Annotated in this window: 18 protein-coding genes and 1 pseudogene; 11 read left to right on the top strand and 8 right to left on the bottom strand. The window is 37.8% G+C overall.

From position 1 onward, the window contains the following. Positions 1 to 73 precede the first annotated feature (73 nt). From leuS to MK405_RS06045, 10 genes are all read left to right on the top strand, one after another. Positions 74 to 2,575, top strand: coding sequence for a leucine--tRNA ligase (leuS, locus tag MK405_RS06090; RefSeq protein WP_084853191.1), 2,502 nt, complete (start codon positions 74 to 76; stop codon positions 2,573 to 2,575). Between the two features lie 91 nt (positions 2,576 to 2,666). Continuing rightward, the gene (locus tag MK405_RS06085; protein WP_268704565.1) at positions 2,667 to 3,122 is read left to right on the top strand and encodes a MarR family winged helix-turn-helix transcriptional regulator; all 456 of its coding nucleotides are present in this window, start codon (positions 2,667 to 2,669) and stop codon (positions 3,120 to 3,122) included. 55 nt (positions 3,123 to 3,177) lie between these two features. Then, on the top strand, positions 3,178 to 4,410 hold the full coding sequence (locus tag MK405_RS06080; protein WP_268704564.1) for an acyl-CoA thioesterase/bile acid-CoA:amino acid N-acyltransferase family protein: 1,233 nt from the start codon (positions 3,178 to 3,180) through the stop codon (positions 4,408 to 4,410). A 139-nt stretch (positions 4,411 to 4,549) separates the two neighbouring features. Continuing rightward, positions 4,550 to 4,963, top strand: coding sequence for a YjdF family protein (locus MK405_RS06075; protein ID WP_268704563.1), 414 nt, complete (start codon positions 4,550 to 4,552; stop codon positions 4,961 to 4,963). 494 nt (positions 4,964 to 5,457) lie between these two features. Beyond that, positions 5,458 to 6,324, top strand: coding sequence for an ABC transporter ATP-binding protein (locus MK405_RS06070; RefSeq protein ID WP_084872443.1), 867 nt, complete (start codon positions 5,458 to 5,460; stop codon positions 6,322 to 6,324). Then, complete coding sequence (locus tag MK405_RS06065) at positions 6,324 to 7,166, top strand: ABC transporter permease (protein WP_268704562.1); 843 nt, start codon at positions 6,324 to 6,326, stop codon at positions 7,164 to 7,166. Before MK405_RS06070 ends, MK405_RS06065 begins: the two co-directional genes overlap by 1 nt. Positions 7,167 to 7,184: 18 nt before the next feature. Continuing rightward, positions 7,185 to 7,640 carry a LytTR family DNA-binding domain-containing protein gene (locus tag MK405_RS06060; protein WP_268704561.1) on the top strand — a complete coding sequence of 152 codons (456 nt, stop codon included), beginning with the start codon at positions 7,185 to 7,187 and terminating at the stop codon, positions 7,638 to 7,640. A gap of 9 nt (positions 7,641 to 7,649) precedes the next feature. Then, on the top strand, positions 7,650 to 8,069 hold the full coding sequence (locus MK405_RS06055; RefSeq protein ID WP_000825486.1) for a DUF3021 domain-containing protein: 420 nt from the start codon (positions 7,650 to 7,652) through the stop codon (positions 8,067 to 8,069). A gap of 93 nt (positions 8,070 to 8,162) precedes the next feature. Continuing rightward, complete coding sequence (locus MK405_RS06050) at positions 8,163 to 8,858, top strand: GNAT family N-acetyltransferase (RefSeq protein WP_268704560.1); 696 nt, start codon at positions 8,163 to 8,165, stop codon at positions 8,856 to 8,858. An 11-nt stretch (positions 8,859 to 8,869) separates the two neighbouring features. Further along, a complete protein-coding gene (locus MK405_RS06045) occupies positions 8,870 to 9,286 on the top strand; it encodes a GNAT family N-acetyltransferase (protein WP_000628702.1) in 417 nt (138 codons plus the stop codon). A gap of 493 nt (positions 9,287 to 9,779) precedes the next feature. On the opposite strand, the gene MK405_RS06040 is transcribed toward MK405_RS06045, so the two are convergent. From MK405_RS06040 to MK405_RS06015, 5 genes are all read right to left on the bottom strand, one after another. Next, positions 9,780 to 10,658, bottom strand: coding sequence for an AraC family transcriptional regulator (locus tag MK405_RS06040; protein ID WP_268704559.1), 879 nt, complete (start codon positions 10,656 to 10,658; stop codon positions 9,780 to 9,782). Positions 10,659 to 10,927: 269 nt separating this feature from the next. After that, the gene (locus MK405_RS06035; protein ID WP_001291561.1) at positions 10,928 to 12,145 is read right to left on the bottom strand and encodes a tyrosine-type recombinase/integrase; all 1,218 of its coding nucleotides are present in this window, start codon (positions 12,143 to 12,145) and stop codon (positions 10,928 to 10,930) included. An 81-nt stretch (positions 12,146 to 12,226) separates the two neighbouring features. Beyond that, on the bottom strand, positions 12,227 to 12,430 hold the full coding sequence (locus tag MK405_RS06030) for an excisionase (protein ID WP_000814511.1): 204 nt from the start codon (positions 12,428 to 12,430) through the stop codon (positions 12,227 to 12,229). Positions 12,431 to 12,890: 460 nt separating this feature from the next. Continuing rightward, positions 12,891 to 13,121 carry a helix-turn-helix domain-containing protein gene (locus MK405_RS06020; protein ID WP_000857133.1) on the bottom strand — a complete coding sequence of 77 codons (231 nt, stop codon included), beginning with the start codon at positions 13,119 to 13,121 and terminating at the stop codon, positions 12,891 to 12,893. After that, positions 13,118 to 13,540, bottom strand: coding sequence for a sigma-70 family RNA polymerase sigma factor (locus MK405_RS06015; protein WP_000804885.1), 423 nt, complete (start codon positions 13,538 to 13,540; stop codon positions 13,118 to 13,120). The genes MK405_RS06020 and MK405_RS06015 overlap by 4 nt, the downstream gene beginning before the upstream one ends. Positions 13,541 to 14,044: 504 nt before the next feature. Between MK405_RS06015 and MK405_RS06010 the strand changes: the two genes are divergently transcribed. After that, positions 14,045 to 14,398, top strand: coding sequence for a helix-turn-helix transcriptional regulator (locus tag MK405_RS06010; RefSeq protein WP_001227347.1), 354 nt, complete (start codon positions 14,045 to 14,047; stop codon positions 14,396 to 14,398). A gap of 59 nt (positions 14,399 to 14,457) precedes the next feature. Here the strand turns inward: MK405_RS06010 and MK405_RS06005 are convergent, their stop codons facing one another. From MK405_RS06005 to MK405_RS09480, 3 genes and pseudogenes are all read right to left on the bottom strand, one after another. Continuing rightward, positions 14,458 to 14,625, bottom strand: coding sequence for a cysteine-rich KTR domain-containing protein (locus MK405_RS06005; protein ID WP_000336323.1), 168 nt, complete (start codon positions 14,623 to 14,625; stop codon positions 14,458 to 14,460). A gap of 118 nt (positions 14,626 to 14,743) precedes the next feature. Further along, the gene (gene tet(M) / locus MK405_RS06000) at positions 14,744 to 16,663 is read right to left on the bottom strand and encodes a tetracycline resistance ribosomal protection protein Tet(M) (RefSeq protein WP_000691736.1); all 1,920 of its coding nucleotides are present in this window, start codon (positions 16,661 to 16,663) and stop codon (positions 14,744 to 14,746) included. A gap of 15 nt (positions 16,664 to 16,678) precedes the next feature. Next, a pseudogene (locus MK405_RS09480) lies at positions 16,679 to 16,726 on the bottom strand (hypothetical protein); the annotation flags it as partial. Positions 16,727 to 16,975 lie beyond the last annotated feature (249 nt).

Raw genomic sequence — 16,975 nt, 5'->3', positions numbered from 1 at the left:
AAAGAACATTTCTCGTCTTTCAAATTCCCCTAAAAATGGTATAATAGTAACATCACAAAATTGGAGAGAGACCATGAGTTTTTACAATCATAAGGAAATTGAGCCTAAGTGGCAGGGCTACTGGGCAGAACATCATACATTTAAGACAGGAACAGATGCATCAAAACCGAAGTTTTATGCTCTCGACATGTTCCCATATCCTTCAGGAGCTGGATTGCACGTAGGACACCCAGAAGGTTATACAGCAACCGATATCCTCAGCCGTTACAAACGTGCGCAAGGATACAACGTCCTTCACCCAATGGGATGGGATGCCTTTGGTTTGCCAGCTGAGCAGTACGCTATGGACACAGGAAATGACCCAGCGGAATTCACAGCAGAAAACATTGCTAACTTCAAACGTCAAATCAATGCGCTTGGATTCTCTTACGACTGGGATCGTGAAGTCAACACAACAGATCCAAACTACTACAAATGGACTCAGTGGATCTTCACCAAGCTTTACGAAAAAGGTTTGGCCTATGAAGCGGAAGTACCAGTAAACTGGGTTGAGGAACTAGGAACAGCCATTGCCAATGAAGAAGTGCTTCCTGATGGAACTTCTGAGCGTGGGGGCTATCCTGTTGTCCGCAAACCGATGCGCCAATGGATGCTCAAAATCACGGCCTATGCAGAGCGCTTGCTTAACGACTTGGATGAGTTGGACTGGCCAGAGTCTATCAAGGATATGCAACGTAACTGGATCGGGAAATCAACTGGTGCCAATGTCACCTTTAAAGTGAAAGGGACTGACAAGGAATTTACCGTCTTTACCACTCGTCCTGATACGCTTTTCGGTGCGACCTTCACCGTTTTGGCTCCTGAGCATGACTTGGTTGACGCTATCACAAGTCCAGAGCAAACTGATGCAGTTGCAGACTACAAACACCAAGCTAGTCTTAAGTCTGACTTGGCTCGTACTGACCTTGCTAAGGAAAAAACTGGTGTTTGGACGGGCGCTTATGCCATTAACCCTGTAAATGGCAAGGAAATTCCAATCTGGATTGCCGACTATGTTCTTGCTAGCTATGGTACAGGTGCGGTAATGGCTGTACCTGCCCATGACCAACGTGACTGGGAATTTGCCAAACAATTTGACCTTCCAATCGTAGAAGTGCTAGAAGGTGGAAATGTAGCAGAAGCTGCTTACACAGAAGATGGTCTTCATGTCAATTCAGACTTCCTAGATGGCCTTAACAAAGAAGACGCTATTGCTAAGATTGTGGCTTGGTTGGAAGAAAAAGGCTGCGGTCAAGAAAAAGTCACCTACCGTCTCCGTGACTGGCTCTTTAGCCGTCAACGTTACTGGGGTGAGCCAATTCCAATCATTCATTGGGAAGATGGAACTTCAACAGCTGTCCCTGAAAATGAATTGCCACTTGTCTTGCCAGTCACCAAGGATATCCGTCCTTCAGGTACTGGGGAAAGCCCATTGGCTAACTTGACCGACTGGCTTGAAGTGACTCGTGAAGATGGTGTCAAAGGTCGTCGTGAAACCAACACCATGCCACAATGGGCTGGTTCAAGCTGGTACTACCTCCGCTATATTGACCCACACAATACTGAGAAATTGGCTGACGAGGATCTCCTCAAACAATGGTTGCCAGTAGATATCTACGTGGGTGGTGCAGAGCACGCTGTACTTCACTTGCTTTACGCTCGTTTCTGGCATAAATTCCTCTATGACCTCGGTGTTGTTCCGACTAAGGAACCATTCCAAAAACTCTTTAACCAAGGGATGATTTTGGGAACAAGCTACCGTGACCACCGTGGAGCTCTTGTAGCGACTGATAAGGTTGAAAAACGTGACGGTTCTTTCTTCCATGTGGAAACAGGAGAAGAGTTGGAGCAAGCACCAGCCAAGATGTCTAAATCGCTCAAGAACGTTGTCAACCCAGACGATGTGGTGGAACAATATGGTGCTGATACCCTTCGTGTTTATGAAATGTTCATGGGGCCACTCGATGCTTCCATCGCTTGGTCAGAAGAAGGTCTGGAAGGAAGCCGTAAATTCCTTGACCGTGTTTACCGTTTGATTACAAGTAAAGAAATTGTTGCGGAAAATAATGGCGCTCTTGACAAGGTTTACAATGAAACTGTTAAATCTGTTACTGAGCAAATCGAATCCATGAAATTTAACACAGCCATTGCCCAACTTATGGTCTTTGTCAATGCGGCTAATAAGGAAGACAAACTCTATGTAGACTACGCCAAAGGCTTTATCCAATTGATTGCCCCATTTGCACCTCACTTGGCAGAAGAACTCTGGCAAACAGTTGCAGCAACAGGTGAGTCCATCTCTTACGTAACTTGGCCAACATGGGACGAAAGCAAATTGGTTGAAGACGAAATCGAAATCGTCGTCCAAATCAAAGGTAAAGTCCGTGCTAAACTCATGGTTGCTAAAGACCTATCACGCGAAGAATTGCAAGAAATCGCTCTAGCGGATGAAAAAGTTAAAGCAGAAATTGACGGCAAGGAAATCGTGAAGGTGATTGCGGTACCTAACAAACTCGTTAATATCGTTGTGAAATAAGATAGGAATCCTTCAGAGTAGAATCTGGAGGATTTTTATTTGACAAGAAGTTTCTATTTTGTTAATATAATTAACAAAGAAAAGAGAGATTATGGATAAAAAAGAATTTATTACATTTAATAATCGTTTCAATAGATTTATTTTAGCGTTTGAACAGTTAAAAAAAAATCAACATAAAATTAGTACTGACAAATCCATTACGTTGAATGAGGTACATTTGATTGTTGTGATTGGGAAAAATCAGCCCTTAAATCTAGTGAAATTATCTGAATTATTAAAAGTTTCGAGAAGTGCAATAACTCAAAGTGTTAGGAGATTAATTCAAAAAAATTTAGTTGTTTTTGATTTTGCTCCGAATAATGGGAAAAATAAATATTTGAGATTATCTGAAAAAGGCATCGAAGTTTTTAAAATCCATAAGGAGCAACAAGCATATATTGAAGAATCGGTCTTTTCAGTTTTAAACAACTATAGCGAGGAGGAGCTTCAAACAGTTGTGAAATTGATGGATGATATTGAAAATGTATGGGGAGGATTACCGTGGTGAAAGTCACGGTAAATTTTAAATTTGGTTGTTAAGTATATTAACAAAAGGAGAAGATATGAGTGTAAACATTGAACTGATTTCACAAACTGACTTAGCAGATGAATCTTTTTATATTACTATCAATGGTTTAGAACCAAGGACAAGGTATTGTGTAGAAATGTACCTGTCTGATTATTACTGTATAAATGCTCCCTTACTTTTAGATAATGATGTCGTGTGGAAATCAACCGCAATTTTTTTATCTGATCAGGGCGGTATGATTGATACTTCTCAGACAGCAGCTATTTCAGGATCTTATAAAGGGGTTTCAGAAATGGGCTTGTTCTTTAATGCGAAACCGTTGAAAAATAGGAAAAGGAGATTACCCAGTTCTCTTGATAGAATTCCATTGCGAGATTGTTTTGGTGTTGAAATTAAAATCAGGCTGGGGAAAGATGTGGTCGCGGAGCAAAGTTTTGTAAGGCGTTATATGAATCTGGGAATAAAGTATCAAGATATTTATGATAAGCATTTTCAAGGTCGATTATTTTATGATGAAAAGTTAAGAAAGGCGCCGGCCGTGATTATTGTTAGTGGTAGTGAGGGAAGAATTGAAAAAGCTCAGAACATTGCCCAACTTTTATCTTCTAGAGGCTATATTTGTCTTGCGATAGCTTATTTTGGTTTAGAGGGATTACCCCAAAACTTAGAACGAATTCCGATAGAATGTCTGGAGGAAGCGAAAGATTTTCTATATCATCATCCTCAAGTTGATAATACAAAAATAGGAATATATGGTCGTTCTAAAGGAGCAGAGCTTGTTCTGGCTGGACAAAGTATTTTGGATGATGTGCAATGTTTGGTACTCAATTCCTCCTCAAATGTAATATTTGAGGGAATAAAGGGAAAACTCAACTCTCATTCATCTTCTTGGACATATTTGCAAAAAGAACTTCCGTATCAAAAATTTCAACTAGGAAATTATTTGTTAAACAAGTTTTTTGGAAAACATATTCCTGAAGATAGTAGGGCTCAGATTGATGTGAGTAAAATTGCTTCTCCTTTATTATTGCTAGGAAGCGATGTTGATGAAATATGGAATGCGTCATCCGCGATAGATGATATTATTTCACATTATAAAGGGAAATCCATTTTGTTTAAAAAATACCATGAAACGGGGCATATGTTAACGGTTGCTTATCAACCGAATCATCGTTATCGAAAAGATTGGCGCTTATTAATGAAAGAAAGTGTAGACTCTTGGTTTGCTACGATAAATTTTTTTGATACACATTTGAAAAATTTGTAGATAGTGCTGAACCGTGCTATAATAGTCCCAACTAAGATAAAAACACAGTTCTGGTTGGTAGTCCAGACGTAGGCAAGCCTATCAGTAACCTTCCTCCTTGGTTGTCCATTCTTAGGGATAGATTTAAGGAGGTGCTGTCATGGAAATCGTTTCAATTGGCTTGACAGTTTATTTTGAAGATGGATTTTGGCATGGATTGTTTGAACAAGAGTATGAGGAAACTTATCAAGTTTGTCGTGTGACATTTGGTCAGGAACCAAAAGAGGATGAAATTTTGAAACTTTTACAGACTCAGTTTGTTCGGTTATCTTTTAGTCCAGAGGCAACAGTCAAACAGCATGTAAAGATTAAGAATCCGAAGCGTCTGCAGCGAGCTGTAAAGAAACAGGTGAAGCAGAAAGTTTCTTCTAAGTCACAAGAACTTTTACAGTTGCAGTTTGAGGAACAAAAAAAGCATTCAAAACAACAGTCTAGTCTCCAAAAGCAATTGCTCAAGCAAGAGAAATTTGAACGCAAACAGCAAAAACGTAGAGAGAAGCACAAGGGGCACTAGTAGCTTTCTCTTTCATAAAATAGAACAGCTCTTCTTGGATAACAAGAGCCGTTTTTGCTTGTATTGAAGATTTCTTTCCTAATAGATAGACTTATCGTTAATGGCAGTTTCAAATTCAGGACCATACTTGCTTACTTCAAATTTAATCCTGCCCCATTCAGCATTTTCATTTTACTAGAAGGGAGTGTGTGCCATGATTTCTGATTCATTTTTTATTGTTTGGTTTAGCGAGAACAATACTATTGACTCTTGGATTTTTCTGCCAGATGCTATAAAACACCTCTTTTATAGCGCATGTTTAAAAATATAATGTGTGGTTGTAAGTGCTTTTCAACATCCTCTAGTGATTCGATAGGAGAAAAACGAGCCTGCTCTACTTTAATTTAACCCCCATTATTTTACCACTTGGCCTTTCATTTTAACTGCTTATCTCAAAAGTCGATTTTTCTTTCATACTTTTTGTTAAACTAGTGTGGTAAAGAGGAGGGGAAAATATGATTTTACAAGCTAAACATTTGACTAAACGGTACGGCAATCATATGGCTGTCGATGATATTCAGTTAGAGTTTGAAAAAGGAAGTTTCAATGCTATTTTGGGACCCAATGGTGCAGGGAAATCAACCACCATTTCCATGTTAATCGGTTTGAAAAAGCCGACACAAGGTCAGATTCGATATGCACCAAATACGAAAATCGGAGTGGTTTTTCAAGCTAGTGTACTGGATGAGATGTTGACGGTTAGGGAAAATCTCACGATTCGTGCTCAACAGTATAAGGAGATTGCGGCAAGTCGTGTGGATGATTTGATTCATCAACTGGGTTTGACTGCTTTCCAGAAACAACTATATGGGACTTTGTCAGGTGGGCAAAAACGTCGGGTTGATATTGCGCGTGCTCTTCTTTCGCGACCAGATATTCTTTTCTTGGATGAACCAACGACAGGTCTTGATATTCAAACTCGCAAATCCATCTGGGATCTACTGTATCGACTACAAAAGGATGAAGGGATGACTATTATCTTAACGACTCATTATCTGGATGAAGCAGATGAAGCGGATCAGATCTATATCGTTGATCATGGGAAAGTGATTGCGCAAGGTTCTGCGACTGCTATTAAAAGCCAGTATGCATCTAATATCCTAAAAATTCGTTTTAAGGAAATGAAGGATCTAGAAAAATTGCTACAGACTGGAATGACAGTAGAGGAAGAAAATGAGTTGGAATATCTTTTTTATCCAAGGACGTCACAGGAAGCCATTGAATATTTGGCAAAAGTTCGAGAAGAAATTGATTCTTTTGAGTTTCGTCCGGGCACTATGGATGATGCCTTTATTGCACTTACAGGAAGAGAGGTTCGCTAATGCTAGCTTTATTGAAACGGAATTTTATCTTATATTTTCGTAATCGTTCGGGAGTATTTTTCTCATTATTGGGGGCATTGATTTCCTTCCTCCTTTATATCATTTTTTTGCAGAAGAATTTGACGGATTCTTGGTCCCAACTCCCTAATAGTACGAACCTTTTAAATAACTGGCTGATGGGTGGGACGTTGGCTGTGACTGGGATTACGACCAGTTTTACGGCTCTTACACAAATGGTACAGGATCGTGAAAATCAAGTGGATCAAGATCTTTTCTTGACAGATTTAGGTAACTGGGGCTTACAGGCGTCCTATCTAATCAGTAGTATTGTCATTTCTTTTGTTATGCAGGTGTTTATGTATGCTGTTATGAGTTTTTATTTTAAAGAGAGCCCAGTTATCAGTCATTTACCGGAAATCGCTTTGATTATGTTGTTAAGTAGTCTGCTTTCAAGTTTGGTAAATGTTCTCTTGATTTACCGTTTTCAATCTGTAGATAGCCTTGGTAAACTGGCAACGATAGTGGGAACTGCTTCTGGATTTTTAGTAGGAACTTATATCCCTATTGGAGTATTACCTGATTCTGCACAGCTTTTCATGAAATGTACCCCCGCAACTTATATTGCTTCTCTTTATCGACAAGTCTTGATGAAAGAGCGGTTAGAGACCGCATTTTCAGGAAATAATAGTCTGTTACAGGAATTTCAAGAAAAAATGGGAATCCAAATCAACTGGCAAGAACTATTGACAAAGGAAGAAACATACTTTATAGTGGTTATTATCAGTCTCGTCGCTATTCTTCTTTGGCTTTTATTTGTTAAAGTGTTTAGCAAGAGAAAATAAAGACGTATTGGAGAGAAAATGAAGATTCGTTTTGAAATGAAGACAGAGTTTTCAGAAAAAGACCCACACATTTTAATTCAGGCAGCTCAGTTAACCGACCAAGCAAGAGAGGTCATGGAGTATTTAGAACAATTTTCAACGACTAATCAGGTGGTCATTCCTATTCGAACGGATGATCATCTGGTTATGGTGAAAATTGAGGATCTTATTCTAGCAGATATCGATAAGAATTTGTTGACCATTTATACGGTAGACGGGATTTATAAAACTAAGGAAACATTGACAAACTTTCAGAATCGGATTAACCGGCGTAACTTTATACAGATATCGCGTCATTCAATTATAAACATTGACCATTTAGAGTCATTATCGGATAGCTTTTCAGGGAACATGATGGCTAAGATGACTCGGGCTCTCAAATCGAGTGTGAGTCGGAAATACGTTAAGTCCTTAATGGATTATCTAGGTTTATAGGAGAAAATCATGAAACGATTGATTGCTTATTTTGTATCGGGAATGCGTACGGCCTCCTTTGTTTATTTGAGTTTGGTGTTATTGGCTCAGTTTTATTCAGGTATTACCTATCCCGCACCAACGACAAAAAATATTCTAGCTTTGTTTTTGATGAGTGGAATTATGGGGGTATTGACCTTAATCCTTGAAAGGCTAGAGTTTCTTGCTTATAGTATGCGTGTGGGAGTTCATTTATTAGCGACAGCTACTATTCTAGTATTGACCTACCTATTTTTTGGCTGGGGTTCAGCATTGTTGAGTCCCTTGCTTTGGTTCTTTTTCTTATTAATTTATGGACTGATATGGTTGTACCAGATCTGGCAAACTCACAAACTAACCCAACGAATTAATCAAGCCTTAGAAGATAAAAGAAAGAAAACGAATCACTAATGTAGTGAGTGGATGAGGTTTGAGGAGAACGCTAGTTTCCATATAGAGCAATTTAGGATATAGTATTTTCAGTGTAAAACAAGGAGAAAAACGATGCCAGTAAACGAATATGGTCAGATGATTGGTGAGTCAATGGAAGGTTATACTCCAGGTGAATTGCCTTCCATTGATTTCTTAGAAGGGCGCTACGCTCGGATAGAGGCTCTTTCGGTGGAAAAGCATGAAGAGGATTTGCTAGCTGTTTATGGTCCAGATACACCTCGGGAGATGTGGACCTACCTCTTTCAGGAACCAGTGGCAGATATGGAGGAACTGGTTACCGTCTTAAATCAGATGTTGGCTCGTAAGGACCGTTTTTACTACGTGATTATAGACAAGGCAACTGGTAAGGCTTTGGGAACTTTTTCTCTCATGCGCATTGACCAGAATAACCGAGTAATAGAAGTGGGTGCCGTCACTTTTTCTCCTGCTCTTAAGGGGACGAGGATAGGAACAGAAGCTCAGTATCTCCTAGCGCGATATGTTTTTGAGGAGCTCAACTATCGTCGCTATGAGTGGAAATGCGATGCTCTAAATTTGCCATCCAGACGAGCTGCGGAACGTTTGGGCTTTGTCTATGAAGGAACTTTCCGTCAGGCAGTCGTTTATAAGGGGCGTACGAGGGATACGGATTGGCTCTCTATGATTGATAAGGACTGGCCTCAAGTTAAAGCTCGTTTGGAAGCATGGCTGGCTCCTGAAAATTTTGATAAAAATGGACGGCAGTACAAGAGCTTGAGAGAATTCTAAGAGGTGTTGGGATGATAACTATTAGAAGGCAAGAAATCGTCAAGCTAGAGGATGTTCTGCATCTCTATCAGGCAGTTGGATGGACAAATTATACACATCAACCTCAGATGTTGGAGAAGGCCTTATCTAACTCATTAGCGATTTATCTGGCATTTGATGGCGATGCCGTGGTGGGCTTGGTTCGTTTGGTCGGAGATGGTTTTTCATCGATTTTTGTCCAGGATTTGATTGTTTTGCCTAGCTATCAGCGCCAAGGGATTGGTAGCGACTTGATGAAAGAGGCTTTAGGTGACTTCAAAGATGCCTATCAAGTCCAACTAGTGACCGAACAGACAGAAAAAACCTTGGGATTCTATCGTTCTCTGGGATTTGAAACCTTATCTACTTATGATTGTACAGGCATGATTTGGGTGGATCGAAAAAGATAAAAAAATCATTTTTTCTTAAGTAAAGTTTAAGTCTCCTTGTGTATTATATAATCATTAAATAAAGACCTCCTAATACTCTTCGAAAATCTCATCAACCTTCGTTAGAGTCGACTTAGCTAGCTATAGTTATGCTTGCGTCTATCTGCCTGGTGTGATTTCGATTTTCATTGAGTACCCTTTATTTAATGAAATCCCAAACTTTTCTTTTTCATCATAATCTCCTAAAGAAGTCACCCAATCAGGTGGCTTTTTTATGACTTGGAGAGGAAAAATCCATTTGGAAAAAAATTTTTAAAAAATGATAAATCAAAGAAAAAGTTAAGTTAGCTTTAAGATTCATCTTATATCATATAATCATTAAATAAAGACCTCCTAACTTTATTTAATGAAATCCTAAACTTTTCTTTTTCATAATAATCTCCCTAAAGAGGCCACCCAATCAGGTGGCTTTTTTGTTTGAAAAAACTCCTTAGAAAAGACTAAGGAGAAAGAATTATGTTTTCTTTTTAAGTTGTTGATTTCGATACTGTCTAGGTGTTAAGTAATAGTGCTGCTTAAATTGACGGTTAAAGTTTGAAAGGTTGGTGAAACCGACTTGGCTTGCAATTTCTTGAATGCTGAGGTTGGTTTGGACGAGTTTCTCACAGGATTTCTCAAGACGTAACTGGAGCAGGTAGTCCATACAACTGGCCCCAGTATGTTGCTTGAAAATACTCATAAAGTGATTTTTACTATATCCAAATGTTGCAGCCAGTTGCTCAATATGAATGGGTTCTGAGTAATGCTGTTCAAGGTAGCAAATCACTTCTTTTAGTTTTTGGTATCTTTGGTAGGTATCATCTGTATAGTGTCGATTGACGTATCTATACTTAAAGAGAAGATGAAGCAATTCGTATAGTTTCGATTTTATGAGTAGATCGTAGTATATGCCTTTTTCTTCAAGGATAGAAAAGAGAGAAAGAAGGCAGGATTGAATTTGATCATAGGCCTTATCGCCTGGTGATATTTGAGGAGTGAGGCAAAAGTGACCAGAGTGGAGGGGTTGGATATAGCATTGGCTAAAGCTGTCAATTTGACTTCTACCTAGGAAATCTAAATGGATACGAAAAACTGCTGAAATTTGTTCTTGATTTTCAATAGGGTAGACAGCGTGAGGAGACGTTGGCTGAATTAGAAAAATATCACCTTCATGACTTTCAAAGCGTTCTGAGTTGATATGAACGATGGCAGAACCCTTTGTAACGTATATAATCTCTAGTTCAGGATGACAATGATAGATTGTGTCAGGAGATGTTTTGGATAAGATTTGTTTTTCAAAATCATATGGGAAGTCAGATGGGTTATCTCGTAAGAAACGTGAACGGTCTGCCATGGTAAATCCTCCCAATATACTATTACTACTTTTATTATACCAAAAAAACTTCCTTATATAGGAAGTTCTCGAGTTTTAAGCTTTCTTTTTCATATAAACAAAGTATAAATTTCTAATTATCTTTTTATATTTTCTTAAATGCTCGTAAAGCCTTATTCTATGTGCTTTCGAGTATTTTTACTGTAGGAAGATACTTCACGTTTCTTTGCATATTTCCTCATGTCTTAGCTGTCAGAAGTGGTAAATAAGTAGTAAATTCATTTGTACTACTAAGCAACAAGACGCTCCTGTTGCTTCTCTTTATTCAAGCGTTTCATTTCTGCCATTGCAGAATCGAATGTTGCATGTGCGTAATAGTTCAGCGTCATGGCTATATTAGCATGTCCCATAATGTACTGTAATGCCTTTGGATTCATTCCTGCATTTGCATAGTTGGTACAGAATGTATGTCGCAAACTATGTGGAGTGATGTGTGGCAATTTATCCTCGTTATACTTATTGTATTTCTTAACAAGACCTTTCATCATGCCGTTGTAATCACTTGCCACTTTTGGATAGTTCTTTCTATTAAGAAAGAGGAAATCACTATATCCATCAATCTCAACACGCTTATCATTCTTTCGATTCGCTAACACTCGCTTAAATGCTTGATAGGCTTCTTCAACCATAGGAACTTGACGTTCGCCACTTTTGGTCTTTGGTGTTTCAATGTAGTACCCAATTTCAGTATCTCTCAATAGCTGATGGTCTATATTGACAAGACGATTCTCAAAATCTAAATCTGGAAGTGTCAAACCACCAAACTCTGAAATACGAAGACCTGTTTTTAAGAGTATCAGAATTTCATCATAATTTTTGCTGTAGGTTTTATCAGCTTTTGCAAAGGCTAACAGTTTTTCTTCCTGTTCTTCTGTTAGTACGGTCTTAGGGACAGTATCATCATCAAGAACTGCTTTCAGTTGAAAGTCAAATGGATTCTTCCGAACACAATCATCTTGTATAGCAATATAGAATGAAGCCTTTAAAGAACGTTTGTAGTTATTGATGGTTTGATAAGCATAACCATTTTCACTCATTCTAATAGCCCATTCTTTAGCGTCTGATGGCTTAATACTGTCAATACTTCTTACACCTAACTTGTCTTTCTTCAAAATATCCATAAGATATTTGCGTCCAGTTTCAGTGTTTTTTCTAACCTTTGGTCTTTGAGCGTTCTGTTTTGCGTAAAGCTGGCAGAGTGTCATTTTCTTTCCTACAACATCAATACCATCATGAATGTCTTTCTGTAACTCTGCGATTTTCTCTCTAAGTGAGATACAATCACGCTTTCCTGCTGGTACTCGGTCTGTAGCCACAAGTTTCCACGAGTAAACAAATTGCGGTTCTCCAAATGAATCTATATATTTGTATAAGTATCTTCCGTCTTTTCGTTGGCTCTCTCCAGTCTTTAAGATTCGACCTTTATTGTCACGTCTTTTTTCTGACATGGCATTTGCTCCTTTCCTTTATGGAAAGAGCCTTGATACGACTTAATACTATTTTATCATATACAAGACCCTTTGGCGACGCTAGATTGCGTCCAATGTATCTATAATTTTTTCAAATTGTTTTCGTTTAATCTGAATACGATTGCCATTCATAATCAGCCAATTTGCATTTTTATTTTCCTCTGCCAAGCGTCGTAGCTTGTTTTCGCCAATACGAAAATATTTTGACGCTTCTTCAATGGTTAGGGTATAACGTTCCCAAATAGGAATGTCAGTCTGCTTCATAAAATCCTCCTTTCCAAATCACTTATTTGGATTTCATAAAAGTTGTTTTACCAGCAATCGAACAGCTTTAGCAAAGCTCACGGGAGTTCCACCCCTGCATGGTTCTCATGTAGCCATACTCATTGCCTGCGACGGTTTTATCACGCTCGGACTATTGACTGTATGGGAGTATCATTATCACGATAAGAATGTCGTTGCAGGCAATCCTGCTAAAGATTGCTTCTCGGATCACTAACATGAATCGCTCGCTATCTTTATAAGATAGGTCATGGCGGTTAGTTCCGTTGGCTCTTTTCTTATCGAAACGTATTCGATTACTTTTATTCAGTTTTCAAAGAACAATGGCTCGTTAGCCTATCAAAACACATTGAAAGCTCAATATGCTTTGGTGGAATAACAAACCTCCCTGTTCGGGAAGCGTGGAATGGTTTAGCACGCTTCCACGAAAGGAGAGAGGATATTACTTAATTTCAAATGACAAAATCTTTGTAATCAGTCTGGTTTCCATTCTTCCACGTAAGACTTCATCAACGACCATACTTTGATTGCCATATTCATCTTTCATAAGTCGTAGGGAACGCTTCGTTATGTACCCTCTGTAATGATGTAGAATCTGGTTAATCGCTTCGGTATCGCCATCTGTTGCCTTTACAATGAGAGGAAAGGGAATCATAGGATATTGTGTTTTCATTCTTCAAATTCCTCCATAAACTTTTTAATTAAGGCTAGTCCACTGGTTCTATGCCGATAGACAGTAGAACGGTTCAATTTCAACAGGTCTGCAATTTCTGAATCGCTCATGTCCATAAAGTAAAACAGCAGTAGAATTTCACGTTTCTTGTCTGGCAACTCACGTAATGCTTCACTCAACAAATCATTTTCAACGCCTACTGATAACCCATTGAGTGTAAAAATCTGAAAGTCAGTTGAATAGTTATCTGTTGTCGCAAACTGGCTAACAAGATAATCGCCAACATCCGAAAAGGACACCTCACGCTTTGCAATCCTTGAAAGATAAAGCATATAATTCTTTCGCTCGTCTTCCATAGCACGTTTACAGATATAGTCAAACTGATTTTCTATTGTGGTCTGAAAAGAAGATGGTTTCATGTTTCTCACCCCCTTTCTGTCTAGGAAAGGAAGTGAGCCTTGCTCGTTTATCTCCTTTCACTCTTAGTCCCAATGTGAAAGGGGGATTTGTTGCATTACTGATAAATAAACTTTGTAAAAAAGTTCTGAATAGCCAAAAAAGCATATAAACAGATTTATTTCTCTGTTTACATGCTTCTGTTATTCTATCTATATGATTTATAAAACCACATTGGTGGACGTACTTATCTATTGCAGATAGACGACTTTTTTTGACAAGAACCCAATGTAAGGAAATTTATTGTATATGATGTACTTCATGGCGACGTTGACCTCCAACAAACCGCCATTTGGAAGTAATATACAATATTTTAACAGCGTAAATAGCACTACCATATAACGGTTTTTTTTATTGGCGTTTAGTAGTGCTTTTTATTAAATATAAACCTATAAACCATATAACACGTTTTTCTATACCTGTTTTTAATTCAGTAGGAACAATAAAATGTATAGAGGTGGTCTACTATGCGTAAAAAAGAAGATAAATATGATTTTAGAGCCTTTGGTTTAGCCATTAAAGAAGCTCGATTGAAACGAGGTTTAACTCGTGAACAAGTGGGAGCATTGATTGAAATTGACCCACGGTACTTAACTAATATTGAAAATAAAGGGCAACACCCCAGCATACAAGTTCTTTATGACCTTGTATCGTTACTTCATGTTTCCGTTGATGAATTTTTCTTACCTGCTAATAACTTGGTAAAAAGCACCCGACGATTACAGATAGAGAAATACATGGATAGCTTTACAGACAAAGAACTATCCTTAATGGAATCTTTAGCCAGCGGTATCAACGAAGCAAGAAACATCGAAGACTAATTAAAAGAATCCATACATAACGGAAAGAGCCGATAAAATGAGATTGTATTAATCTCATTTTATCGGCTCTGCGTCTTTGCGTCTGGCTCTGTAATCACAGTTACTTTGAACTGCTTTATTTCAATTAAATTTTCTTGTCTGCATTTCGGACAATAGAGGGGGAATTTTTTTAATTCAGTATCTTCCCTTATCTTTAATCGTGTTTTATTTCCACATACAGGACACAATATCCACTTGTAGTTTATAATAACTATCTCCTCCTTTACACTTTAATTCAAATCTTTATTAAAAAATATTTCATCTTATTTAACAAGAAACCATATTTATATAACAACATAAAATACACTAAGTTATTTTATTGAACATATATCGTACTTTATCTATCCGACTATTTGGACGACGGGGCTGGCAAACAGGTTCACCGGTAGTAACATGGTACCCTTTTAACTCTGTTAAACAAACACTACGTCCATTTGTAAAGAAAGTTAAATCACTACGATATTCTTGAATACACCGAGCAGGGATTTCTCCACTAAGAATGACCTCATTATTTTTCAATTGAGTGTCTACGATGTTCGCACAATATTTAGGAGCATCGTTGTATGCTCGTGAAAGATATTCCTGTGGCGCATAAATTTTAAAACTAAGATATGGCTCTAACAATTCTGTTCCAGCTTTTTTTAAGACTTGTTCCAATACAATAGGAGCAAGCATCCGAAAATCTGCTGGGGTACTAACAGGGCTATAGTATAAGCCATACTTAAAACAGATTTTACAGTCCGTCACATTCCAACCATATAATCCTTGTTCGCAACCATAGCGTATCCCTTCCATAACTGCATTTTGAAATGATTGATTTAAGTATCCAAGAGAAACCGAGCTCTCATACTGCATTCCACTTCCCAACGGAAGCGGTGATACAGATAAACCAATGGAAGCCCAGAAAGGATTTGGCGGCACTTCGATGTGAATGGTATATTCTGCATTTTTTAACGGTCTCTCCATATAAATGACTGTAGGCTCTTTTAGTTCTATCTCCACATGATACTTTTCTTGCAACAGTGCACTAATCACTTCCATTTGTACTTTCCCTAAGAAAGAAAGTATAATTTCATGTGTCGTAGAATCCACGTAATATCGTAGAAGCGGATCACTATCTGAGATTTCCAAAAGGGCATCAAGCAACATTTCTCTCTGTTCAGGTTTACTCGGTTCAACAGTTGTTTGTAGTAGAGGGTGCGGATTTTCAATCTTTTTTCTCTGTGGCAATAGTTTTGTATCTCCAAGAACACTATTTAACTTCAAAAACTCATTTTGCAAAATAACAATTTCTCCAGAATAAGCTCTATCAATCTTACATAATTCACCATTTATTGAAGTATACATTTCTGTAACTTTTATTTTTTCTTTTTCTGATACTCTAACCGAATCTCGTAAATGTAGTACTCCACTATAAAGGCGTATATATGCAAGACGTTGTCTTTTTTTTGTATATTCAATTTTGAAAACATTTCCGCAAAGTTCAGACGGACCTCGATGTGTTGATGAATAAAATTTATTAGTAATAACTTCTATAAGGTTATCAATCCCTATATTACTTTTTGCACTTCCATGATAAAGAGGGAACAGAGAACAATTCTGAAATCTTATGCTTTCCTCTTGTTCGAGTTCCAATGCTTCTAATGATTTACCGGACATATATTTCTCTAAAAGGTCATCGTTTCCCTCTATTACCGTATCCCATTGTTCAGATTCGGTAAAGTTCGTCACACACATATTAGGATACAGTTCTACCTTCTGTTTGATTACAATTTCGGCAGAAAGTTTCTCTTTAATATCCTGATAAACCGTTGATAAATCAATTCCATTTTGGTCAATCTTATTGATAAAAAAGATTGTGGGAATCCCCATTTTCCTAAGTGCATGAAATAATATACGAGTTTGTGCTTGTACGCCATCTTTTGCAGAAATCAGTAGAATTGCCCCATCTAAAACTGATAATGAACGATATACTTCTGCTAAGAAATCCATATGTCCTGGCGTGTCTATGATGTTCACCTTCGTATTTTCCCACTGAAAAGAGGTTATTCCTGTCTGAATTGTAATTCCTCTCTGACGTTCTAAAAGCGTATTATCCGTCCTCGTTGTACCTTTGTCCACGCTTCCTAATTCTGTAATCGCTCCACTGTTATATAATAAGCTTTCTGTTAAGGTAGTTTTTCCTGCATCAACATGAGCTAAAACTCCAATATTAATAATTTTCATGTGATTTTCCTCCATTCAAAAACCCAAAAGGGCATAAAAATCCCAGTGATAAATACTTTTATCACTGGGATTTTTATGCATAACCATAGGTATACAAAGCATACAGATATTCTCTGGATACTTTAGAATCACATGATAAAGGTATTCTTAAACTGGGTACAAAAAACTAAGCCCTCCTAAAAAAGGACATCCAATTATTTGTTCCCACTATCAAATTGACAGTTTATTTAAGAATACCTTGCCGCATATTTATTAACTCCTTTTAAATAGATACTTAAATAATAGCACGTAAGAGCATATTTGTAAAGGAAT

This window comes from Streptococcus oralis (assembly GCF_026782345.1).
GTDB classification, from domain to species: Bacteria; Bacillota; Bacilli; order Lactobacillales; family Streptococcaceae; genus Streptococcus; species Streptococcus oralis_CK.
This window is presented reverse-complemented; position numbering and strand designations above follow the sequence as displayed.